The sequence below is a fragment of the Pullulanibacillus camelliae genome, assembly GCF_014642655.1.
GTDB classification, from domain to species: domain Bacteria; phylum Bacillota; class Bacilli; order Bacillales; family Sporolactobacillaceae; genus Pullulanibacillus; species Pullulanibacillus camelliae.
The window spans coordinates 190,582-214,915 of the sequence record NZ_BMIR01000004.1; the positions used below are offsets into that span (position 1 = coordinate 190,582).

21 protein-coding genes, 2 pseudogenes and 1 riboswitch are annotated in these 24,334 nt (G+C 41.2%); of the genes and pseudogenes, 5 read left to right on the forward strand and 18 right to left on the reverse strand.

Annotation, left to right across the window (positions count from 1 at the left end; translation table 11 throughout):
- Positions 1 to 54: 54 nt before the first annotated feature.
- The 4 genes from guaA to IEW82_RS06480 all read right to left on the reverse strand — a co-directional run bounded on the left by guaA (position 55) and on the right by IEW82_RS06480 (position 6,564).
- Positions 55 to 1,587: a glutamine-hydrolyzing GMP synthase gene (guaA, locus tag IEW82_RS06465; RefSeq protein WP_188691002.1), complete on the reverse strand. Its 1,533-nt coding sequence runs from the start codon at positions 1,585 to 1,587 to the stop codon at positions 55 to 57.
- A 322-nt stretch (positions 1,588 to 1,909) separates the two neighbouring features.
- Positions 1,910 to 2,011, reverse strand: a riboswitch (purine riboswitch).
- 101 nt (positions 2,012 to 2,112) lie between these two features.
- A complete protein-coding gene (locus IEW82_RS06470) occupies positions 2,113 to 4,416 on the reverse strand; it encodes a transglutaminase TgpA family protein (protein WP_188691007.1) in 2,304 nt (767 codons plus the stop codon).
- The gene (locus IEW82_RS06475; RefSeq protein WP_188691009.1) at positions 4,352 to 5,599 is read right to left on the reverse strand and encodes a DUF58 domain-containing protein; all 1,248 of its coding nucleotides are present in this window, start codon (positions 5,597 to 5,599) and stop codon (positions 4,352 to 4,354) included. Before IEW82_RS06475 ends, IEW82_RS06470 begins: the two co-directional genes overlap by 65 nt.
- Positions 5,596 to 6,564: an AAA family ATPase gene (locus IEW82_RS06480; protein ID WP_188691012.1), complete on the reverse strand. Its 969-nt coding sequence runs from the start codon at positions 6,562 to 6,564 to the stop codon at positions 5,596 to 5,598. The genes IEW82_RS06475 and IEW82_RS06480 overlap by 4 nt, the downstream gene beginning before the upstream one ends.
- A 432-nt stretch (positions 6,565 to 6,996) precedes the next feature.
- Here IEW82_RS06480 and IEW82_RS06485 point away from each other — a divergent pair, with 432 nt between their 5' ends.
- Positions 6,997 to 7,182: a hypothetical protein gene (locus IEW82_RS06485; protein WP_188691015.1), complete on the forward strand. Its 186-nt coding sequence runs from the start codon at positions 6,997 to 6,999 to the stop codon at positions 7,180 to 7,182.
- A gap of 720 nt (positions 7,183 to 7,902) precedes the next feature.
- On the opposite strand, the gene IEW82_RS06490 is transcribed toward IEW82_RS06485, so the two are convergent.
- The 10 genes from IEW82_RS06490 to IEW82_RS06535 form a co-directional block, all read right to left on the reverse strand.
- On the reverse strand, positions 7,903 to 8,145 hold the full coding sequence (locus IEW82_RS06490) for a Fur-regulated basic protein FbpA (RefSeq protein WP_188691019.1): 243 nt from the start codon (positions 8,143 to 8,145) through the stop codon (positions 7,903 to 7,905).
- Between the two features lie 117 nt (positions 8,146 to 8,262).
- Entirely contained in the window at positions 8,263 to 8,841 is a 579-nt protein-coding gene (locus IEW82_RS06495) for a hypothetical protein (protein ID WP_188691022.1), read from the reverse strand.
- A 389-nt stretch (positions 8,842 to 9,230) separates the two neighbouring features.
- Entirely contained in the window at positions 9,231 to 9,899 is a 669-nt protein-coding gene (locus IEW82_RS06500) for a TetR/AcrR family transcriptional regulator (RefSeq protein ID WP_188691025.1), read from the reverse strand.
- Positions 9,900 to 10,013: 114 nt separating this feature from the next.
- Positions 10,014 to 11,420 carry a purine-cytosine permease family protein gene (locus tag IEW82_RS06505; RefSeq protein ID WP_188691028.1) on the reverse strand — a complete coding sequence of 469 codons (1,407 nt, stop codon included), beginning with the start codon at positions 11,418 to 11,420 and terminating at the stop codon, positions 10,014 to 10,016.
- Positions 11,421 to 11,451: 31 nt separating this feature from the next.
- The gene (locus IEW82_RS06510; protein WP_188691031.1) at positions 11,452 to 11,601 is read right to left on the reverse strand and encodes a hypothetical protein; all 150 of its coding nucleotides are present in this window, start codon (positions 11,599 to 11,601) and stop codon (positions 11,452 to 11,454) included.
- Positions 11,602 to 11,623: 22 nt separating this feature from the next.
- Complete coding sequence (locus tag IEW82_RS06515; RefSeq protein ID WP_188691034.1) at positions 11,624 to 12,280, reverse strand: cysteine hydrolase family protein; 657 nt, start codon at positions 12,278 to 12,280, stop codon at positions 11,624 to 11,626.
- A 1,176-nt stretch (positions 12,281 to 13,456) separates the two neighbouring features.
- Positions 13,457 to 13,684 (reverse strand): hypothetical protein, encoded by a 228-nt coding sequence (locus tag IEW82_RS06520; protein ID WP_188691037.1) that lies wholly within the window; start codon positions 13,682 to 13,684, stop codon positions 13,457 to 13,459.
- 195 nt (positions 13,685 to 13,879) lie between these two features.
- Positions 13,880 to 15,103, reverse strand: a complete 1,224-nt coding sequence (gene mmsB / locus IEW82_RS06525) for a multiple monosaccharide ABC transporter permease (RefSeq protein WP_188691040.1) — start codon at positions 15,101 to 15,103, stop codon at positions 13,880 to 13,882.
- Positions 15,100 to 16,665: an ATP-binding cassette domain-containing protein gene (locus IEW82_RS06530; protein ID WP_188691042.1), complete on the reverse strand. Its 1,566-nt coding sequence runs from the start codon at positions 16,663 to 16,665 to the stop codon at positions 15,100 to 15,102. The genes mmsB and IEW82_RS06530 overlap by 4 nt, the downstream gene beginning before the upstream one ends.
- Positions 16,666 to 16,797: 132 nt before the next feature.
- Positions 16,798 to 18,012 carry a substrate-binding domain-containing protein gene (locus IEW82_RS06535; protein WP_188691046.1) on the reverse strand — a complete coding sequence of 405 codons (1,215 nt, stop codon included), beginning with the start codon at positions 18,010 to 18,012 and terminating at the stop codon, positions 16,798 to 16,800.
- 1,125 nt (positions 18,013 to 19,137) lie between these two features.
- Between IEW82_RS06535 and IEW82_RS06540 the strand changes: the two are divergent.
- Positions 19,138 to 19,336: pseudogene (locus tag IEW82_RS06540) on the forward strand (transposase); the annotation flags it as partial.
- 421 nt (positions 19,337 to 19,757) lie between these two features.
- On the opposite strand, the gene IEW82_RS06545 reads toward IEW82_RS06540, so the two are convergent.
- From IEW82_RS06545 to IEW82_RS06560, 4 genes and pseudogenes are all read right to left on the reverse strand, one after another.
- The gene (locus IEW82_RS06545) at positions 19,758 to 20,309 is read right to left on the reverse strand and encodes a GNAT family N-acetyltransferase (protein WP_188691049.1); all 552 of its coding nucleotides are present in this window, start codon (positions 20,307 to 20,309) and stop codon (positions 19,758 to 19,760) included.
- Positions 20,310 to 20,432: 123 nt separating this feature from the next.
- On the reverse strand, positions 20,433 to 20,621 hold the full coding sequence (locus IEW82_RS06550; protein ID WP_188691052.1) for a helix-turn-helix transcriptional regulator: 189 nt from the start codon (positions 20,619 to 20,621) through the stop codon (positions 20,433 to 20,435).
- Between the two features lie 708 nt (positions 20,622 to 21,329).
- On the reverse strand, positions 21,330 to 21,680 hold the full coding sequence (locus IEW82_RS06555; protein WP_188691056.1) for a VOC family protein: 351 nt from the start codon (positions 21,678 to 21,680) through the stop codon (positions 21,330 to 21,332).
- A gap of 16 nt (positions 21,681 to 21,696) precedes the next feature.
- Positions 21,697 to 21,798: pseudogene (locus IEW82_RS06560) on the reverse strand (DNA-binding response regulator); the annotation flags it as partial.
- A 638-nt stretch (positions 21,799 to 22,436) separates the two neighbouring features.
- Here IEW82_RS06560 and IEW82_RS06565 point away from each other — a divergent pair.
- The 3 genes from IEW82_RS06565 (at position 22,437) to IEW82_RS06575 (ending at position 23,863) form a co-directional block, all read left to right on the forward strand.
- Positions 22,437 to 22,763 (forward strand): type 1 glutamine amidotransferase family protein, encoded by a 327-nt coding sequence (locus tag IEW82_RS06565; protein WP_188691058.1) that lies wholly within the window; start codon positions 22,437 to 22,439, stop codon positions 22,761 to 22,763.
- A complete protein-coding gene (locus tag IEW82_RS06570) occupies positions 22,760 to 23,044 on the forward strand; it encodes a hypothetical protein (protein ID WP_188691061.1) in 285 nt (94 codons plus the stop codon). The genes IEW82_RS06565 and IEW82_RS06570 overlap by 4 nt, the downstream gene beginning before the upstream one ends.
- 78 nt (positions 23,045 to 23,122) lie before the next feature.
- Positions 23,123 to 23,863, forward strand: a complete 741-nt coding sequence (locus IEW82_RS06575) for a DUF2306 domain-containing protein (RefSeq protein ID WP_308422132.1) — start codon at positions 23,123 to 23,125, stop codon at positions 23,861 to 23,863.
- The last annotated feature ends 471 nt before the right edge of the window (positions 23,864 to 24,334 follow it).

The following is a 24,334-nucleotide window of genomic DNA, read 5'->3' on the forward strand; positions in this document are numbered from 1 at the left end:
AAAAGAAAAAAAGCGCTAAGCCTTGGTATATCTAGGCTTAGCGCTTTTCAGTTATTATTCCCACTCAATCGTTGCTGGTGGCTTAGAGGTGATATCATACACGACGCGGTTGATATGGGCAACTTCATTGACAATCCGCGTTGAGATTTTTTCAAGGACATCCCAAGGGATTCTTGCCCAGTCTGAGGTCATGCCGTCAATTGAGGTGACCGCGCGGATGGCTATGCAGTGATCATACGTGCGGGCATCGCCCATGACGCCTACGCTGCGGATATCAGGTAGTACTGTGAAATACTGCCAAATATCCCGATCGAGACCGGCCTTGGCAATTTCATCGCGCAGGACGGCATCTGATTCACGAACGATCTCCAATTTTTCTTCAGTGATGGCTCCTAACACACGAATGCCAAGTCCAGGCCCTGGGAATGGCTGGCGGTGGACAATTTCATCTGGAAGACCGAGCTCGGTTCCTAAGCGGCGGACCTCATCCTTAAACAACGTATTTAATGGCTCGATTAAATCAAAATTCATTTTCTCAGGAAGTCCGCCAACATTATGATGAGACTTAATGGTCTGAGCAGAGTCTGTCCCGCTTTCAACGATATCAGTATATAACGTTCCTTGTACAAGGTAAGAAATGTCCTTCAGCTTACTTGCTTCTTCCTCAAAGACATAGATGAATTCATTCCCGATGATTTTGCGTTTCTTTTCAGGATCATCGACACCTTTTAATTTGCCTAAGAAACGCTCCTCCGCATCGACCTTGATAAAATTCATATGAAAGTTGTCTCTAAATGTCCGGGTAACACTATCTGCTTCCCCTTTTCTGAGCAAGCCATGATCAACAAACACGCAAGTGAGCTGATCCCCAATCGCACGATGCACAAGGGCAGCCGCCACTGAAGAATCGACACCGCCGCTCAGCGCACAAAGCACGTTCTGGTTGCCCACACTTTGGCGAATTTCCTCAACCTTTTCATCAATGAAATGCTCCATCGTCCAATCTGCGGTACATCCACAGACATTAAAGACAAAGTTTTTGAGCAAATCATTGCCATACTCTGAATGGCGCACCTCAGGATGGTACTGGACGCCATAAAGCTTTTTCTCAGCATTGGCCATGGCTGCCACTGGACAGGACGCACTGGTTGCCAATACCTCAAAGCCTTCTGGTGGGGCTTTAACAAGGTCCCCATGACTCATCCACACGGTTTGCTCTTTCGGCTGATTTTGATAAAGTGACGCTTCCTGCTCAACCTTGATAAGTGCTTTGCCATACTCACGATGATTAGCTGCTGAAACCTCCGCGCCAAAATGGGCACTCATCAGTTGCATCCCATAGCAGATGCCTAATACAGGAATTCCCAATTCAAAAATAGCGGGATCACAGGAAGGAGCCCCTTCCCCATACACACTATTAGGTCCTCCAGAGAAAATAAGTCCTTGAGGGAGATCCTTCTTCAATTCTTCCGCAGTCGTCGTGTGCGGCCTAAGCTCACTAAATACACCTAGGTCACGCACACGGCGCGCGATGAGCTGATTATACTGCCCGCCAAAATCTATGACGATAATTTTTTGCTGATCCATAGAGGTTCCTCACTTCTCTTAAAAATTTTTCAGGGTGTGACAGCCACTGCTTCTACTTATCCTCACCCTTTTTATAGCATTTGATAACGTGGCTATCGTCAAGCCTTAGGTAGCGATAGCCAAAGCCCAACTTATACTATCTTCCTTTATGAGCGTCAGCGAAGTTATACATTCTAATTCTGATAGTACAAAAAACTGGATACCGCTTCTCAATAAAAAGAAGGCAGATATCCAGTGGGTAATAAACATACGTAAAAATCTTCAAAAACAAGCCTTACCAGTGAAAATCTCTTTTCACAAAGGACATTAACAGGCTGTTTTTCCCGTGGAAATCCACCTTCATAGTCGGATCATTTACGGTGATCTGGTAGAGACACTCGCGCCTTATTCACGAGCATATACGAAGGAGATCATTTATGCTTGATATGAATCCAACTCAGGGGGCAATGAAACCTAAAGCCGCCCTCAGGTAGACCCCTTGTATTCATGAGCCTGAACCTATTCTATCAATCATTTGCTCAAGCATCAACCTGATATTTTTTTGATTATATTTTCCCACGATTCTTTACACTCTGACCAATGCTGGCCTGAAGCATGGTAATAGTGTTTCTCTTCATAATACTTCACAAGCCGCGACATCTCCTTAACACCCAGCTCACGATCTACTTTAACCGCAAACTCTCTTAATGTTTGATCCGACTTTATTGTATAGCCGTGCATCGCCAGTAATTTGAGCAGATGCTTAAAAGCCACATCAAAAGCCGCTTCATCTGTCCTTTGCCTAAACCTGTGCAAGAGGTACTTTGGCCACCAGCTCTTCCGCATCCTATATAAGATAACGGCAGCAATGAGCAGAATGAACAGAATCACCCCACTGACAATCCACGGGATCGCGTTTTCTCCCTTAGCTTTAGTGCCAGAAGTATGCTGGGACGCCTGCTCCTTTTGCGCAGCTGGTTGCTGTTGTTGTTTTTTCTGAGCCTTTTCCTTCTGTTGCTGTTGTTGCTCTTGATTCGCCGAATCGTCTTGGGCGTTCGCAGGCGCCGCCTCACTATCACTTGCATTGGTATCATAATTAAAGCTATAGGGATTATCAAAGCTTTTTGTCGGTTCAAAAGGAACCCAACCTGAATTGGGAAAATAAACCTCAACCCATGAATGCGCATCAGAATTTTTGACCACATATTTATAATGCGTCAGATCAACAGCCTTATCATATGTGCCTTGAGTAAAGCCTTTGACCCAGCGTGCAGGAATGCCGGCCGCTCTTAACAACACCGTCATAGCAGTAGAAAAATTATCACAATACCCGAAGTGCGTTTCAAATAAGAATTGATCGACATAATCGGTTTGACCTGATGGTCTTGGCACGCCATCAATTTGATAGGTGAACGTGTCACTCTGAAGATAATTCAATAAAGCCTGTACCTTGTCATAACGGTTCGATTCATTCTTGGTCAGCTTGATTGCCAGCTTTCTGACTCGGTTAGGAAGCTCCGCTGGCAGCTGTAGATCCTGTTGCTTGATCTCTTTTGGATCCCCTTGATTGCCTATGACCTCACTTAACCTGTTGATAGAAAAACTGGGGTATTGGTAGTTAATCGTATACTTTCTGAGTGTAACATGGCGCCCATGATACATTGGCTCCAGTTTGCCCGTGCTATCATTGAGCTGCAAAGACACACGATTTCGACTCTTCCCTTCGATCGCATTAACTTCACCCCCATAGATAAGCTGCGGGAAATTATTACTCAGTGTTTCCACCTTATCCGTCGCTGAACTGACCTTTGTATTTTGCTCATAAAGGTCAAGTACCGGAGAACGATCAAGGTGATCAGCGTCCACTGTTTGTACCTGTCCCTGAGGACGATTAACCCATCCTTTGCCTGTATAAACATTTTTGGAACCAATGCGCCAATAATGATTGTACTCTCCCTCTGTATAAAAGACAGGCGTGTCATCCATTAAGAATGAACCCCCTAGATGCGTATCATCGTCATCATAACCGATGGTTTGTGGTCCAGTTCCGTTTCCTTGCCCCTTTTCATATTCTGGGTAGCCGTTGGCAGCCTTTTGGATAAAGGGCACAGGGTCTGGCCACTGTGGGCCGAGCTTCGGCGCAACAAAGCCAACAATCGCCGTTAAAACAATAAGAGCGAGTAAAGGGACAAGCCAAGCTAGAGGCAGTCTGCCTTTTTCAAAGGTGACTTTTTCACTTTCTTGAATCTTGAGCAATCGCAGAATGCCCATCAAAATTAAGCCGATGATCATGGTCCTTACAATCGCAAAATCAGCATGATATAACGTGAATGTATCAAGAATCGTCAAGTAGATAACAGTGACAAAGAAAAATAAAAACAGTCTGCGCGTTTGCAAGAGCCAATAGCGCATCAAGTAGCTGACAATCCACAGCAAGATGAAAAACAGAAAGGATTTAAATAAATCGGTAAAATCCACCCAGTTGCCTTGCGAGATGAAGGCTAAATTCTTATGAATATCATCAACAAAATAATCCAACCATAGCCGATCAAATAGTGGCGTATTGTAGAAAAACAAAAGATGAAGCACAAAAAATATCGCAATGAATTTAAGCGGGAAGGCCAGCCAAAAGGGCAAACGCAAGTAGGTTAATAGAAAAGAAAACACCGCGAATCCAACAAAGTCATTCACGTGCTCTGTGTTAGTAATCACCGCCAAAGGGCGGAGCCATTCCCAAAACAAGAGAAAGCCTAAAATAAAAAGGAAAAGCGATAGGAATTGCGCTTTAGCTTGTTGCAAGCGAATCACCTGCCTGTTCAAAGGCTGCATCATGACCATCCGAAACCACATGCGTCACAACACCTATGCTACTAAGGACACCCCTCCAATACTGACTTTCTTGAGAGGCCTTTTTCGATGTAACCAGAAAACATTCGACCGCAAGTCCCCGACTGATGAGTTCGTTGAATTGTAAAACCAAAGCATCCGAGGCGACTGTTGTCACAAAGACAAGGGTGACTTGCTTCGTCATACGCTGAAGATAAGCGGTTAATTTTAAAATATCACGCGGCTGCTTCACCGATTCAATCCGTGCCAAGTGATTGAGAATCTTCCATCTTTGAAAGTCGCCGTCCTCCTCATTAATAGAGGTGATGTGATGTGATATGGACATAAACTGCAGCTTCGCCTCTGTCTTTAGCGCTCTATCCACCAAAGCACTCACAAGCGATACAGCTCTTTCAAAACCCTCCCCCTCGCGATCCTGCTCCTGCTGAGAACAATCTATTGCCATCACCACATCATTATTCAAAGGCAGCTCAAATTCCTTTGTCACCAGTCGATTCGCTCGGGCTGTCGCTTTCCAGTCCAACCAACTGAGCCGATCGCCTGGGGTATAATCACGAATGCTGGAAATCGAGGTAAGATCCCGTTCAAAGCTTTTACGTGATCTATGCTGCCCGCCATAGGACAGATTGAGGGGTTTCCAAGACCGAAGCGGCAGCTTCTGTGGATAAACTATAACCTCGCTACTTACAGCAAAGGCTTTTTCCTTTTGGATAAAACCAAAGATATCACCTGTCCGTACGGAAATAGTATCAAAGTGATAATAGCCCCGCGGCATTGCTTCGATTGAATAGGTCAATGTTGCGTTTAAACGAAAACCCAATGCAAACAATTTCTTGGTTTGTCCGTGCCGCCATGATGCCTGGCGCTTCAAACTGTTTGTCGGCTGCTGATCCTCCACCACGATATAAAAAAGCGGGATCGGCAAGCGGCGCTTAATCCGGATCGACACCTCTAACACTTCATTAGCAAAAAGCTCTTCTTTATTTAACGATCTAGTCATCTGCAAATCTCGTAAAGGATAAAAAACGACGAATAGCGTATAGACTAAAATAGGTAAAAAGCTGTAAAAAACAAACCAGCTAACAAAACCACCTTGAAACATAGCGTAGGAAAAAGCGATGAGGAAAAGCAGAAGTATCCAAGCCACACCTAAAATCGTTTGATAACGCCGGAGCCGCTTGATCATTTCACCGTGTCCTTTTTAAAAATAGGGACTGTGACTTGTTTGAGCACCTCTGAAACAACATCCTCTGAGCCAATTCCTGAATACTTCGCATCCGGCTTCAAGATGAGGCGATGGCCTAAAACAAAAGGAGCCAATCCTTTTATATCATCAGGTACAACATATTTCCGATTGTACATCATGGCCCATGCCTGTGCGGCCTTCAATAATGCCAAAGAGCCACGCGGACTCACACCGAGATACACTTGATGATGATGACGCGTGCGTGTAACAATCTCAATCAAATATTTTTTGATGCTTTCTTCTACATAAACCGTTCTTGCACTGGCTTGTAAGTCAAGCACATCCTCTATTGACAATACCGGCTCAATATCTTCGATCGGATGATAGGATTCCAAACGATTGAGCATTTCCAATTCCTCTGCAGCATTCGGGTATCCCATTTTTAACTTGAGAAGAAAACGATCAAGCTGCGCTTCAGGTAAGGGAAAGGTCCCCTCATATTCAATCGGATTCTGTGTCGCCATAACAAAGAAGGGCTTAGGTAGAACGCGGGTTTGCCCGTCCACAGTGACACCGCCCTCTTCCATTCCTTCCAGCAAAGCAGCCTGGGTTTTGGGAGATGTCCGATTGATCTCATCCGCCAAGACAACATTCCCCATGAGTGGACCTGGCCGAAATTCAAAGACCATATCCTTTTGGTTATATATCGATAATCCCGTTAAATCAGAAGGGAGTAAATCTGGAGTAAACTGTATTCTTTTAAACTCTGTGCCTAGTGACTTAGCAATCACCCGAACAAGCATAGTCTTTCCGACCCCAGGAACATCCTCAAGAAGGACATGCCCCTCTGCCAATAGGGCGGTTAACGCGAGCATGGCTGCCTGGCGCTTGCCAATCATGACCTTTTCAATATTATCCATTACCCGTTCAATAAGCGGGTGCATTCTTTCATCGTTTGCTTCCATGTCAGGCCCCCTAGGTTGTGATTTCATGAAAATTCAGACGTAGTTCTACTGAAATAGCCAATCATGAGCATAACTGGGCTTATTTATCAGTATTAGTAAAGCTTAGGCTCGCACTATTTCACAGTTCTCCTGATATGAACGTCAAGATTTCACTTATACCCTTACCCTAAATAGCGCCAGCGAAGGTTTATACTTTCTGATAGTATAACAAAAACAAAAGCGGCCTGTCTTGTTTCAGCCCTAGGGGAAGCCTTCTTGCTTCATGTTACCAATCGGAATCAAACAAGCCCGTAGAGAACGAGTTAACCCTTCAGGAAATTTATTCTAAAAATAATTTTTAATTATTAGAAAAATATCTTTGCTTCATTCAGAAAAATGCTACAATAAAAGCATGATACTTGTTGCATATAGAGTAAAAGGAGACACTGCTCTATGGAGAACAACGAAGAAGGCATCAGCGCTCTTAAAGACGAAATCGCACATTTAAACAAGCGTTTAAATCATATCGAACAATTGCTCAAGCAGCATAATGCAGCTAAACAAAGCAGTGGACATAATGTTTGGGTGCTTGTTCCTGTTGTTGCCATAATCATGTGGGGATTGACCCAAATTTTTTAAAGCTTATTCCCGTTACAACGCACACTTAGAAAAGCCTTGACTCAAAATACACTTGATTGTAAAAATAAGCCCCATAGAGCGTTTAAATGACGTCTCTACGAGGCTTTTTTGTATACCCTACTTTTTATTCAACTATCAGTGACAGCTATCGGCCTGCATATCACCCCATCACTTCTAGAAGCCAAGAGTTAGAAAACTTGGCTTGCACCACTTCGCTGGTACTCCTGATGTGACTTTTGCAAATCACACACTTAGGGTGCCCGCAAGCTTTAATGGCGAAAGCCAAAGTTACACTTATACTATCTTCCTTTATAAGCGTCAGCGGAGTTATACATTCTGTATAGTATTAGAAAAAAAACCGGGCGAAAAGCATGCCCGGTCCTTGCTTGGTATAGAGCATCATCCAATATGAAAAAGGCTTCGTCGCCTGGTCAAGTGGGATGGAGCGCAAGGCGCGAGATTCGTAACGCTCTAAAATCATGTGTTCCGCGGGCGCCGCTGACTCATGATGCGGAGACTAGAATCCTGCGGGAAGTGGGAGATTGGAAAGACCTTAGCAGTGCGAAGGCGCGAGGAGGCTTATCACTCCCTCGCGGAAAGCGAGCGGTCTGAAGCGGAATCGCGCACCGTCCTCATGACCAGAAATTTTATACTCTCTTATCTTTTAAAAAACCCCCTCTAGAGGCACTGAAAATGCCGCTCTAAAGGGGGCCCTTTAGCTTAATCGTGGCTTCTAATAGGATGTCTTCGGGCCTGTCTTCTTCGCTTGGTTTTATTTGTCCACTGAATAGCCCCTACGCCACTATGAGGATGGGCGGCACCTACAATTTTGTCATAGGCATGCTCTAATTGTTCTAATGATAATTCGAAAAGTTGCTTTTGTTTTATTTTAAACACATTAAATGAGATGAGCTTGTTTACGAGTTCTTCTTTTTTGGATTCCATGGATTCCTGAAGCTGCATTTTCCTCTCTCCCTTCCATGTCAAAGAAAAGCTTACACTGCCATCTTAATATTATTATTCCTATAAGTCAACTTGGAAATGTGCTCTTTATCATTTATATCACTAAGCTTGGCTGTTTTAAGAAGTGGGTTCATCATTTCTATAAAAATGAAAAAAGAAGCTCGTTAACCAATAGGCAATAATGTATTCAATGATGTCTCCGATAAATAAAACCCAATAACTCATCCAGTGATACATTTTCAAAAAACCGATGGCATGAACGATGGGGCCAAATATAAACGACATAACCGCCCCAATGACAACAGCTAATAAATATTGGTTAATCCTACGATTATAGCCCAACTGATAAGTCAGCATAAAAGCAACAGGAATCAATGAGGCATCCAAGGTTAAATGACTCTGCGGCATCGGTAATAACGAATAAGGGTGATACATTAAACCCTTTAAGACAGCAGTAATATCCAAATAATTCATCAAAACATGAATGGTGTAGCCAAAAAAGAGAATTTGAAAAACCCTTCTTCTATCTATATAAATCAGCAAAAATACAAGAGGTATGATAAGCAGCACGGCATTTAACCAAAATTGCCACGTATCGATACCACTATAGGCTTTCCAATAATCCGTTACTAAATTTTCAATATGTTGATTGACTTCTCTAATATGATTTAACATCGCCCTTTGATGTTCACTCAAATAGGATCCCACCTTACTCTCTCGACTAAGTTATGTTATTGAAAGTAAGTTATCCTATCGTTAGAAAAATTATACATTTCAGGTGTAGTTTATAACAATTAGGGCACATAGGACTGGCAATGAGGTTAAGGGATTTCAAGACCTCACCTACCATAAACCTGGTTGCGACTAATACTTTCTCCTTGTTTGAACATTGTCGTATATAAAATGTAAATAGGCTTATGTTTTCACACGAAACGAATTGTTTCTGACACTAAAATTAACATTCTATCCCGTGGATATAAAAAGCCCGTAATATCCTTAATCTGAAGGAAACTACGGGCTTTTTAGAATTCCGCTATTAGAAATTATGCCATTTTAGCTTTATTCTTTATATGATTTTCCCTAATTCATTTTTCAAAGTTGAAGTGATTGGCGTTAAAGGTTAATTCTCGAATATAGGCTACAGTAGTCTTAAGTGCTTCTTCCTTGCTATGAGAACAGCGGTTATTTAATAAAGAAGTAAACATGCCTCGCCAAATGTATATGGTCATCTCATTGATCGGCTCAAGATTTTCTACCTTTATCAACTTCTGAGAAACGGCACTTTCCAAGACCATCCGACTCCGCACCATAAGATTGTGTTCAAGCATAACAGCCTTTATTTCCTCTGGAATATCCAGCAAATCCATATTATACAATTGGTAATAATGTCTCATCAGTTCATCAGGATGTTCACCCAGATCAGCTATGAAAATGGCATGGTAAAGTTTTGGATTCGCAAAAGAATGCTTGCAGAAACACTCCCAGGATAAAACATATTTTTCAAGAGGATCATCACTAAGCTTTAGACATTCAGAGAGATCATTAATATAGTCCTTTAAAAATGTCATCGCTGCAAAAAAGATGAGATGAGAGACTTCCTTAAAATAACTATAGATTGTCGCACTATTATATCCAGCGGTATCAGCTATTTTGCGAATTGTCACATTCTCAATGCCATCCTCCTCAATAATTTTGGAAGTTGCATCAATAAAGTATTTCATCATCCGATTGGCTTGAATTTCCTTTTTTCTCAATGCTCTCACCTACGAATACACTATTTTAAAAGCCGTCTATTCCTTCACTTCAATATTCCATTTTAGCCTATTACACACTTCCATAGTGCTATCCCATTCCAAAGCAATAAAAAGTCATTGGACCTTTTGTGTGCTCAACGTTTTCTTAACCTTTCTCTTTTGAAAATGATAGCCACCAATGAGTGGAAGCTTGGAAAACGCCCATTTTCCAACTATAAAATAAAGTAAACCAGACAGCAGCATGGACGGTAAAGTTGCTGAAATATAGTTAAATAAATAATGTCCAGAAGAAAATGTAAGTATCTTTATATTACTTTGCCAACCTCCTAAATACAACCAAAAGATGATACCAACAATCTGACAACCGACCGCAATCGGATTCCAACCGTGAAAATATTTATAAATACCTTCTGGATCATAACACGCCTTTACATCAATCTGCTGCTTTCTTAAGAAAAAATAGTCGATCATAATGATCCCCCAATACGGACCTGCTAGTAAGCCAACAAAAATAAGTAGAGTATTAAACATTTGCTGCAGAGAATCCATATAAACAAAAATAACCGATGGTAATGTTACTGCCAATGAAACATAGCGGTAATTCCATTTTGGAAATACACTCAATATTCCCATTGTCCCTGCACCGAGAAGATGAGTCACCGAAGTCGCCGTTCCCAAAATGATAATAAACAGCGCAATGACTCCTAAGTGCAGTTGATCTGACCACTGAGCGGGGTCCACTTTCCCTGTTGCTAGGGTTGCCATGCCACCGATAGCGGCAAATAAGATACCCGATGAGCCCAACCCAAAAAAAGTGGCCCAAAAAGATTTTCGTTGTGTTTTAGCGAATCGATTCCATGAACCAAGATAGGGAAACCATGAAATGGCGAAAGCAACAATGATCTCAAAGGCCATCGTCCAATTTGTAGAATGATCAGGCTTGAACTGAACCATTTGCCGCCAATGATCGCCCTTTAGAAGTACGATAAGAATATATAAAGCAAACAACAATAGAATAGGAACGGTGATACGCGATAAAATGAAGGCAGCTTTCTGACTGAACATGAGGATAACAAGTGGGAAAACAATGCCAGCTCCAAGCGCGTAAAGGCTGAAATCACCAGGGAAACTAAAGTCATTTGCAAAACCCTGAACGATGATTTTACATGCTGAACCAGCCATAGAAGCAAGTATACCAACCCAACCAAAATTAATGATAACTAAAACCAGCACGCCAAATATCGAGCCATTATATCCAAATGTTGGTCGAATCGATACCATTTCGTCAATTCCATATTTGCCAGAACGCTGTGTATCCCAAGCACATAAAGCTAAACCAAAGAAATTTGCACAAAGCGTCATAACCAACATAGGAAAAAGGCCTATTCCTTGAGCATAAGAGCTTCCTGACACAAAATTAGTTAATAAAACATTCCCTCCAGACCAAAGCCAGAAAATAGACAGGCTACTAGCATACCTATTTTTTTTAGGAATAGGTAATATACTTTCATTCGTATTCATACAATTCTCCTTTAACTCTACCGTTTTTTGATTAACTCGATAGAAAATACCATATTGTTGCTACGATAATTGGAACAGTGGCTAGAAGCCCCATAATCCATTGGTCTTTTGCAGTTATATCATTACTTTCAATGTCCTGTGCTATGATTTGATCTAATTCCTCCGCAATTTTTTTATCCATCCATTATCCCCCCTAGCCTTTTTTAAGAGAGCTTTGAAAATATTTCACGCATATTTTCTGGAGTGAACTGCATTTGATCAGGTGTAGTACATTCCCAAGCTTCGTAGGTTTCTCCGCGCAGCATCTTGATGATTTCCTCAGTATCAAAAATTTTCAAATCATAGATCCAGTTCGCCATTATCAGCAAGGACGATTGATGTGAACCACTATTGGTTGCCCCACAAATATCTTTGACTATATTCACTTGATAATCTCGCGCATAGGCATCAAACGCAGAGGTCATAAGACAGCAATCCGTGACAAATCCCCCCATTATTAAGTGCTTAATCCCTAGGCTACGTAATATCAGGTCCAGTTCCGTCTGGTAGAATCCACTCCAACGATGCTTATCAATAACAATGTCATTTGACTCAGGCTTTATCTCATCAATAATCTCCTTCGACTCTGCATCTGAACAATAATAAATCGGTTTACCCGAGTGATCCAATACCTCATTATTCGGCAAGCCGATGGCATCCGCTCTACTGATATGACGTGTATAGATAACAGGAATATTTTCCTGTCTACAAGCCGAAAGCAATGTTTTGGCATTTATCACCGCTTCCTCCATACCCTCAATACCATACTTACTCTCCTTTTGCATATCAATCAGGAGCAGTGCTGTTTTCTTAACATCCATATCATTTCCTCCTCTGTTAATTAATCATGATTATTTTATAATCATGATTAATTAACATACTATAGTGAATATGGAAAGCATGTCAAATGACCTGTAATATTTTACGACATGGAAAACCAACAAAAGGACTTATGGGGAATATTTGTATTAATCCGATATTTAATACCCCGATATTTAATGAAATAACGAAAACATAAAAAGGAAGTGGAAGCTGAGACAAGACGAAAAGAAATCACCTTCATACCGAACGATAAGTAGCCTGGGAAACAGGCAGGGTAGTCAAAATACCGAGACTCCTACGGAAAAAGCACGTGTCCGAAGATCCACTTGGAAAAATAAATCGTCTATTCCCAAGTTCACTGAGGCCACTAAGGACGATCGGCTAAAAACATCACCTCCATGTGATAACGAAGTGTGCACCCCAGGACCCAAAAAAAGTAAAAAACCACTTTTTGAGGACCCCGATGTTGCGTCGAACGCCGACCCTACCCACATCGTGTGGGCATGAGGAAAGTAAGTAGTTTGATGGAGCGCTTCATGACTCACTCAGAAGTCCGAACGTATTTCTCCAAAATTACTTCTGTTCCAACTTCATTATATGGAGTGTAGTATCTCGAGAGCTTATACAAATTTTGTGAACTCACTATTTGTATCGATATGAATTTAGATATTTTAGAATAATAAAGCAAGAATTTAAGTAAAGTTATTAAAATATACCTTTTTAAAGGGTTTTATATTGCTTATTAATGCTGATTAATAATGCACTTAAGGGAAACAGCTAGGCTTCCCTTCTACCTCCATGTCACGCATGACATGAAAAAGAAGCTTCTCAAAAATTTGCTGAACTCATGAGAAGCCTCCGTTTAAAACTAGATATTAGCAAAAGGCTAGTTGGACTATGAAGCTATCCCTTTGTCCCACAAAAAGGAGCGCTTTTAAACCCTTCCCATCGATCCCTTCACAAAAGAGCCGTGTTCCTAAAAAAGGCTTCAAGCGGAGGACAGCACTGTCATGAGGGATCAAGCAATTTTTATCAAGAGATGTAACCGCCATAGGCCTGGGATGGGTCATAATGTGTGCATTTCCGTAAATCAGAGTTTAGTACATCTGAATGGTTTTTGAAGTCATTTCGAAAATGTCTTGGCAAAACAGGTAACAGTGCCCATTTTCCCTGTTCTAATTCGTTCTATCATCATTTTTTACAGGTTTCTCTTTTATCTTCCACATTTGCACCGCAGAGTATGCGGTATACAGAATTACAATAATCATACACCCATAAAAAATGAGATTTAACCCCGACCACATTTGACCTTTTTGTCTATCTTGAAGCATTGCTTGAACTAGCCATGCGAGACACGTAATAGAAGTCAAGGCATATAAGCGCATTTTTGCTTTATCGTTCATTCTTCTCCCTCTTTAAACCTAAATTTATTCCTTACAGAATTGTTTCTTAATTTTCACGTAATCGATTGGACCTACACGCATCGTCAATAGTCGTGGTCAATAAATATTTTCTCGCATCTTCTCTATTAACTCACAGCTTAACTAAAGCTCAATTATTGAAGTAATCTATACATTCAAGTCTCATTTGCCAATTTATTAGCGTTTTCTTAGCTTGGGTATTATGTCTACCGCGACTGCTAAGAGCAGCACAAGGCCTTTAATCGTTTGAATTAATGCGGAATCAACCCCCATAATCGACAAGCCCTGGTTAATAACCCCCATTACTAATGCCCCAATAACAACGCCTGGTACAGTTCCAATCCCACCAGTAACAGCTGTACCACCAACAAAGCAGGCTGCAATAGCATCAAGCTCAAAAGAATTACCCGTCGCAGCCGATGCAGAACTCAAACGAGAGAGCATCGCAATAGCAGCAACAGCTGAAAGGAATCCCATGTGAATGAAAAGGGTAAAATCGACACGACGCGTGTTAATACCCGAAAGACTCGCCGCTCGACGATTTCCACCAATCGCATAGACGCGACGGCCAAAAACCGTACGAGTTAAAATAAAGTGGTAAGCTAAAACAAGAACCCCAACAATGACCAATATAATTGGTATACCGCCTTGAGTAGCATTTCCGGAAGATGCAAATTCAAAAGTTAGAGCAGCAATTACAACCGTTGCAATAGCAATCTTGATGTAGGTTGCGGTCATCGGTTCTGGAACCAATCCCACCTTAGCGACTTTGGTACGCTTACGAAGTTGAGTCCACGCAAAAACGATAACAACAAGGATTCCCACAACAATACTCAACCCATCAAATGGTCCCCACCATCCAAAAACATTCGGAAGATAGTTTGCGGCAATAGCATTAAATGATGTATTGTTAACGGGGATAGATGCTTTAATCAATGTGGTTGCAAGACCTCGAAAAATCAACATGCCCCCCAAAGTGGTAATGAAAGCTGGAATTCCAACAAAAGCAACCCAGAAGCCTTGCCACACTCCCACGAGAAGACCAATCAGTAAACCTATAATAATTGCTAAGAACCAATTCATATGCGCATTCTGCATAAGCAAAGCTACACAGCCACCAATAAACCCAACCAAGGAACCGACTGACAAATCAATATGGGTTGCAATGATGATCATAACCATACCCACTGCAAGAATGATGACATAAGCATTCTGCTGAATTAATTGAACAATTGTATTCGGCTGCAGTAAAAGTCCTCCAGTCAAAATTTCAAATACGATAATGATGGCGATGAGTGCCCCAACAATGCCGTATTGGCGAGCATTTGAAGTAAAGGCTTCTAACACTGTCCCCCTTTTTACATTATTTTTATTCTGTGGTGTTAAAGATTCTAAACTCATGATTCTCCTACCTTCTTTAACTTAGTCTTTTCTTGAGTCATACCTTTCATGAGGTACTCCTGAGTAAATCTTGATTTCGGAACATCGTCTGTGACAACACCCTGACTGATCGTATAAATCCGATCACAAATACCAATAAGCTCAGGAAGCTCAGATGAAATAACAATGATTGCTTTGCCTTCATCAGCAAGTTGTTCAATAATTTCATAAATTTCGTATTTAGCACCAACATCGATCCCACGTGTCGGCTCATCAAGAATCAAAATATCTGGATTAGAAATCACCCATTTCGCTAAAAGTACCTTCTGCTGATTTCCACCCGATAGATTGGAGACTTGTTCTTCAATGCTTGGTGTTTTGATATTGAAGTCCTTGCGATACTTTTCAACAGCAACACGTTCAACCCCCTCATCCATGACACCTTGCTTTGAGTACCTAGTAAGGGCTGCCGACGTAGAATTTTCACGAATATTCTGTAAAAGATTAAGACCGTATCCTTTGCGATCTTCAGTTACATAGGCAATGCCTGCTTCAATTGCCTTCCGAACTGTCGATGTGTCAATTTCTTTGCCATGTACATAGACTTTTCCAGATACACCTGAACCATAGGTGCGACCAAAGATGCTCATCGCCATCTCTGTGCGGCCGGCTCCCATGAGTCCGGCCAGCCCAACAATCTCACCTGCACGCGCATAAATATTGGCATGATCCACAATTACACGCTGCTGATCAAGTGGGTGATGGAGTGTCCAATTCTCCACACGAAAGATTTCTTCTCCAATATGAGAAACATGCTCGGGGTACAGATTGGTAAGTTCGCGACCGACCATCTTATGAATCAGTTCATCCTGATCAAGTGGATTCTCTTCCGAATTCGTCATCCACCCCACCGTGGAACCATCGCGGATAATCGTCACGTTGTCGGCAATGGCCGCAATTTCATTCAACTTATGAGAGATAATAACCGATGTAACGCCTTGATGATCACGTAAATCGCGAATGATTTGCAGTAAATGGGCCGAATCTTCATCATTCAAAGCAGCAGTAGGCTCATCTAGTAACAGAAGTTTAACTTTCTTCGATAAAGCTTTCGCAATTTCCACGAGCTGCTGCTTACCTACACCAATATCCATAACCTTAGTGTCGGGATCTTCATGAAGACCCACCTGTTCCATCACCTTAATAGCATCAGCTCGAGTAGCTTCCCAATCAATCACGCCACTCTTCTGACGCTCGTTACCAAGAAATATATTTTCAGCTATCGAAAGGAATGGAGTCAATGCCAACTCCTGCTGAATCACTACAATACCTAATTTCTCAGAATCCTTAATTTTTTTAAATTTGCATTCTTTACCATCATAAATAATAGTGCCTGAGTATGAACCGTAGGAATACACTCCTGAAAGCACATTCATCAGGGTCGACTTTCCAGCACCATTCTCGCCACAAATGGCATGAATTTCACCACGAGCAATCTCCAAATTCACATTTGTAAGGGCCTTAACAGGACCGAAAGTTTTAGTGATGTTTTGCATCTGTAATATCATTTGGGAATTTGACATATTACACTCCTCGTTTGCATGAACGTCTCTTTGCAATTGTTCAAGATTTGAACAAGCAGCTACACGTAATGATTAGAAATTTTATGGCGACTTGCTCCTCCTGTTCGCAAGTCGCCTTAAATTCTCAATATACTACTTAATAATCGGAGCAGCGATATCCTTCTGATATTGTTTTTCAGTGATGAATCCAACCTCAACTTCATAATGTAGACCTTTTTGATCCCCTGTTGGATTCTTAACTAATTCATCTGACTTCAACAACCAAGTTGGAACATCCTTCTTACCATTGCTCATCGGGGCATCGGTTGATTTTGGTTTTTTGTCATCAGCAATCTGAGTTAAAATTGATGTTGTCTTATTGGCGAGTAGGGCAACATTCTTGAAGACAGTCTGTGCCTGTGCCCCAAATTTGATGTTGGTTATCCCGATATCCATACCATCCTGGCCGGTGATAACTGGCCACGCAGACTTATTATCTGGGTTTGAAGCAGAGAAAGGAGTAGATGGAGACATATCAGGACGCGCATTCTTGATTGATTTCATAACGCCAAGTGAGATTGCATCATAGGGAGAAAGGACAGCGGCGAGTGGCTTCTGACTAAGCTTGGTCATAAATGCATCCATTTGCTTTTGAGCTTGATTTTGGTCCCAGGCGTGAACAGAAATTTTCTTCCAATCGGCATCTGTAGTATCCTTGGTCACAAGACCTGATGGATCAACTAATTGCCCTGACTCGAAGTAAGGCTTTAGCAAATCCCAGGCTCCTTTGAAGAAGTATGGGGCATTGTTATCATCATCCGAACCAGCAAAAAGTGCAATGTTCAGAGGTTTAGTCTTACCTCCATTCCCTTTCAAATCAAGCTTGTTGATAATGGTATTTGCCTCGAGGATACCCGTGCGTTCAAGATCAAACGTCACATAATAATCGACGGCCTTGGTATTCATAATTAAGCGATCATACGCAATGACAATGTCGCCTTGTGATTTCGCCTGTTCAACAGCCGGGCCAACAGCAGTGCCATCAACGGCTGCTACTATAATTGCTTTTGCACCGGCAGAAACCAGATTGTTGATATCATTTGATTGTTGTGATGGGCTGTTATTTGCATACTCGATCTTAGTCTTGAATCCCGCCTTTTTGAGATCCTTAACCAAGTTAGCACCATCAACGTTCCACCGCTGATCAGCCTTAGTAGGCATTGAGATCCCAATCAAATCGCCTTTTTTAAGCGAGGGACTTGTTGATTTTGATGCTGAAGAACCACGGGTAGAGCTGCCACAAGCTGACAACAGTGCTACACTGGCAATAATGATAACAGCCATCTTTGCTAACTTTTTAAAATTCATTTTAAATTCCCCCTTTTTATTTACATTTCGGATTTTAAGAAACCAAATAAAAATATATAAATTCCCCAGAATAAACTAAAAGTAACTGTGTTCTGGTGGAAATCAACAAAACAATCAAAGCAATCCACTCGAAAGATTGTTCTATTCCACCCACTTTTTGAAAGAGGTCACAAACTTTTCGTCATAAGTTTTAGTCGTAAAATCAAATGAGCAGCATCCCAAAAGCTTCATCAGCTCCTAGGCCTTTTTCACCAATTAATTTACCAGTAGACACACCAGCCAAAGTCGCCTAATAATCAATCTGTGCCATATGTTCCTCATGGTTTAAAGTTACTTGATACTCCAACGTTGCTGGACATTATAGTGGAAAAACTCAGTCAATTCAGCAGTCACATCCGCTATCATGGCATTTCTCCAAGTCCTGAAGGGAACTGAAAGGTATACGGGCTTATCAAATACCATATAGCCACGCACCATCGCTAAATCCAATCGCGCCAAGCTTTTCAAGCACGATCAATGCTCATAAACCTCGTCGGCTATTGCACGATAACTCACGTGCCCCCCTTTGGAAGTTCTTCTAAAGAATAAGTCCAAAACCATATTCAAGTCATTTCTAACTTCCAGATGCTATAATTTGAAAAGTTGAATCAATCAACATAATAGCTTTGACTCAGGTTAAATCGCATCCAACCCCCAAATATGTACGTATAAATATATATGGATATTTAATAAATCTGGTGTTTCATTGTCCTGATTTTCTCTGTATTTTATCTTCCTCCCTTCTTTTTCAAAAATAACAGCGCTTACAAATGTAAATTTATCACTTTTCAACGTATATTTCAATAAAAAATTGAATTTATTTGTATTTTTTGGTTGTACGTATAAATGATGTTATATTAACTCTATCAAAAAACATATCGGTATGAATTCTAACTAAAGATTCTAATTGTAACAGCCTTGTAAAACTGACCATACGAAAAAGGAAGCCCATCCAACTTTCAAAGGCTGGTATTATGGTAAAAAGACCTTCCACCAAGTTCAATGACTTGATGAAAGGTCTCTCTATCGAAAAATCTCCCCAATCTTTAGAAAGCCGGGGAAAGCCCTTCTAGTGAATCGCCAAATGATGGAGGATTACTTTCCTCCGATACAGGTGAATTCATATTCCGAGAATTCGACGAAAAAGTGGGTTTCTCCCAAACTTTGATTCAACACCTCAAACTAAATGATGAAAGGCATTACTGTTCACTCGAATGAACAGCTGATTCGCCAAAAACTCTATCAAATGATCGCCGGATATTCCGAAGATGATGCGGCTGATCAATCTAGAGGGACAAAAGAATATGCCAATCCAAGCAATACGGACAAAGATCATTAAAGTGGCCAGCAAATGAGTAAAGTCAGGGCGATCATTGTACTTCAAATGTTCTTCCAGTTTCGTGTATCAAACGTTTTTTTGGGACATACTACAGCGCATTCAAAGGCTCAAACTCGAGTGATTGGAGCGGAGGGTGCGAGACTCCTACGGGAACAGCACGTGTCCGAAGACCCCGCAGGAAGTGTCTTTCTTCCGAAGAGGCTGAGGCCATGCCCGTGGAAAGCGAGTGCCAGGAGCGGAAATCACCTGCCCATGCTATACCCAATTTCAACATTTATTTTCGCGCATTACTGCAACTTCTTAAATTCACAACAAATCTGGCCTATATCTGAATTTTTAAGGGGAGATACGTGCAAGCCTTAGTCCATTATAGCGCTCGTTTGCTTAACCTTTTTTGAAAAACAATAAACTTGCAAGGAACAGCTAACATCCGTGCCAACCTTGGGTATGACGCATCAAAAGATTCTTCATAAACCCGATGATAGCCGATACGATGATACCAGTTTTCCAAAAAGACTTTGGACGGGTGAGAAAACTCACAGGGTATTAACAATTCGAGTTGCATCTTGCGAAGATATTCGTTTTGACACTTCTGTTCAGCAAAACGAACTAACTCACGTGCAATACCGTTCCTTTGATAAGCACCGTCCACTGCCAGCATGCCAAATTCTCCTGTTCCCTCATCAATCCGTTGAACACGGACACATCCAACAATTCTCCCCTTGAATCGAGCAACAGCAATCTCTCCAGAATTGGTAAATTCTGCAATTTTCTTTACTGTCGTACGATCTGCCCCGTTCATCCAAATCCCTTCCTCCGATGCCGCAAATGAACGGTTAACGATGTTCGTAATGTGCTCCATATTCACGCTATTTGTACTCGCATTACAAGGTAGCATTTGTATCTCGATTGGTTGCATAACAAGTGACACTTCCTTAATTTCGATTGAGCTTATAAACCTCAGGCTCGATACAACATGGACGGAAAAATTTACTAAAACCCTCCTGATAAATGACGATGTTATTCAGCTAAAGTCCCCCGTTTAAGGAACAAAGAGCTCATCAACCGTTGTTTCTAATCGTTCAGCTAATTTAAAGGCAAGTGACAGGGTCGGATCATATTTATCATTTTCAATTGCATTGATGGTTTGTCTAGAAACCCCGCATAATTTGGCTAATTCCTCTTGAGATAACTTTCTTGCCTTCCGCAACGCTCTTATTTTGTTTTCCATGATCAATCTCCATATTTTTTTCTATTGACAATCAGTGTGATTAAGAAAACAAACGAAACAATAAACAAATAGGCAAATGGATAGAGACTTCCCCCCTGACCTCTGATGACCTGATAAATATCCAGTAGAACATTTACAAATAAAATCACCAATTCACCGCAAAAGCATTTGCCATTGTTTTAACCTTAATATAACTTTTTCTTTCGTCTCCTTTTTTTGTTAAAGAAAGGAGCATCACTCCCACCGAAATGATCAGCGCGAAAATTAGAACCCAATACGCCACAATAATCAATGTAAAAAATACATTTCCATGTTCAAACTCACGAGTTATCCCCTCCATAATGTATAAACATCTTTATATTACAGAATAAAGGCTACCTGTGAATTATGTCAAAACTATTTTACATTTTAGGGGTATAACTTTACTTAGGTTAAATCATTGCGATTAAAAGGGCCACATGAATGAGGCACCTCTGATTTGTGTGACCCTGAGTTTTTATTTAACCCCACTAGTAATACAAGATGAGTGTGTCTCACTCATTCCATGTATAAAATGATAACGTTAGAGTATTTTTAGGTAGTGCTACTGCAAAAATTAAATAAATAAACAAAACTTGCTGGTAATAAGCCAAATATTTTAGAATTAGATTAATTATTGATGAGCCAAATATATGGATATTTATTCTATTGCAGTAAGATTGAATTCATCTACAAATGGGTAAGAATATTAATGAGCTTTCCGAAAGGATCTCTTACATAAAAACGCCGTACTCCCCACGATTCTTCTACAGGACCATACTCGATCGGTATCTCTGCTTCCTTTACACGCGTTAATGCAGTGTCTAGATCATCAACTTCAATGGATAGGTCAGGTACTGGTGTCCCCGAACCTCCCTCTGAAAGAAAACTAATCTGCGTGTCCATTTTCTCATGGGAGCCGTAAGTTGAAATAAACCCCATATCCATCAGTTGATCTAGTCCAAGTATCTCCTTGTAAAAATACGTTGCTTTAGAAACGTCCTGTGTTTCAATATTGGCGACAATTCGTTTAACCTTCATTCTGTACACCCTCCAGCGCTTGAGCAGCGTCACCAGTCATTTTTACATGAAATCCGTCATTCTCCAAAAAGTCCCTTAGTAGCTCAACAATACTTTGATCATCGTCCACAACCAGGATTGTTTATCGTCCACCACAAAAATCTCACCTTTTGATCCGAAGAATCGTCTTTTAAACCCCTCCAGTCGAAATTATTTTAAGTTTATCATTTTTTCAACCGCGATCAAGCCGGGGCGTGCGTTTTGTGATGAGTTATTGATGGTTTTGTGACCTTTTTACACCTTTGTTTGAGACATTCCATTGTTATTCTCTTAATAGCGTGGCGGTCCGAAACCCGGTCCGGCCATGAATGAATTAAAGGAGGTTTAGAAAATCATAGTTTTTCGTTCTTTCCATTCGGTGCTTTGTTTTGTCTCACACGCTTCTGTTTTGTAGCGTTACGCATATTCGCGATTCGCTATCGTTACAGGGATTCCAATCAACAGAACCCGAGACATGATTTCGACCCTTAAAAGGCGAGTCGCCGAAGGAAGAATTGACGAAGCAGAATTTCAAAGACTGAAAGAGCTTCTTACAAAGTAAAGACCCTGCAATCAGAATCGATTATTGTAAGATGACTCCACAACACAGATTCAATCGAAGGGGGGAAATCTTATGTTGGCTCAAATTGTTTTATTCGATGGGTTTGATCTTTTTGACGCTGCGGCACCTTATGAGGTATTGAATGCGGCAAGTACAATCTCAGGGGCGCGTTGGATTTGGATGTCTTAGGCGTAACAGGGACAATCCCCATGACTGCGCGTGTCGAGGACGAAGGAAATCTGATTACTAGTGAGGGGATAACAACAGGCCTTGATATTGCCTTATATGTAGTCGAACGGGAGTTGGGGCCGCGTATTGCCCATGAGGTGGAAAAATTATTCGAGTATGAACGTCGCGGAACCATCTGGTGTGAAAAAGGCCTTGTCCCAATTGATGCAGATTCTCATCCCAATTCAGACACGAGGTCAATAGATGAGGCCCCTTTCGATAAAACATCTAAAGAACGTGTCCCTGTCGGCAGTGCTCTTTTTGATGGAACATGACGATTTCTACCCCCATCGGTAAGCAATTTGTTTTGGCAAAAATCTCTTCTGATAGCGAATCCGTACAAGGTTCTGTCGAACAAGACGGTGAGATCAGCGAGTTTATCGACCCTGTGATCACCGGCAATCAGATGACCTGGACGCAACACATATCAAAATCGATCTCTCTGAAACTTAAATTTGAAACCACAGTGGACGGCAACAAGATGGAGGACATTGTCAAAGCCGGTTCTTCCCTCCTCAAAGTTCACTGGAGAACGTGTCGTAAAAACCGAAGCTGAGTGATTGTGTCTTGTTTAGACGATAAACGGCTTAATAAGGGCTTTTCAGGGGATCATGGGTTCCATTGGGTGAAATCTGTGAGTAATTGGACTCGAATGATCCCCTCAATATTCTTTACAGATCGTTTGAATTCACTAAGAAGGGAAAGTTTTATGAAGCTCATAAAAAATAAGGTTTTGTACGTAACCATGATTGCTATTTCAGTTGCCTACATTGTCTATGTCGTATCTGCTAATTTGTTTTTTGATCCACAGGCTACTCACTTTTTGAGCCATAAAACCAGTCTCAATCATTCCATAAATGTACCTGTCTGGTTAAATGTATTGCATATTCATGTGATTGTCGCCTGTCTGGCGATAGTAACAGGCACGATTAACTTTTTAAACAAGATTCAACGAAAATACCGAAAGTTTCATAGGATGAATGGCTACCTCTATATTCTTGCCGTTTTTGCTGTTTGCGGAACTTCGGGTTATATGGCTCCTTATGCAACAGGCGGAAGAATCAATAGTATGGCGTTTAATCTTATGAATATTATTTGGATACTCATGACCATCACAGCATTGATCCAGATCAAACGAAAACAGGTCAATAAGCACCGGAAATGGATGGTCCGAAGTTATGCCTACTGTTTTACCAACCTGCTTATCAAATTCTTGACATTCGTTCTCTATGATGTGCTTGGTATGCAATATGATATGAGTTACACATCGGCTATCTTGGGAACGATCCTTTTAAATTACAGCCTTGCCGAGATAGTCATCCGAAGGGTTTACAGGATTCCCACCCATTTGGGGCTGAGCAAGAATATCAATTGAAGTTCAATTTCCGATTAAAGATCCGTGCTGCGTTAGGCTTGACCGCAACAGGAAACCGTCACCTAATTTTATTCAATATTCCTTCATTCGCTCGCTGGAAATCATTTGGGTCTTTGATCATATCTAGCTTTCTATGTTTTGTTGCCCATCTTGACATTTTTTCATAACAAATAATGTGCTATCCATTCGTACTACGCGCCAACAAGCGCCTCAGGTTGTCATCAATAAATTTATTATCGACATGGTTGATTCAGCCTCCGGCAAAATGGCCCTAGATCAACTCGATTGGATTAAAAACAGCATAGAGTAATCGCCTTTATCTTTTCGGGATACATACTTTACAATTATTTTTAGTTTCTTGCCTTGACGAACTTACACCTATTTTGCCCCACTATTATTGTTATTCAATAATATCGCCTGATCGTATTATAAGGCTAACCAGTCATCTGGTTAGCCTATTTAGATTATTCT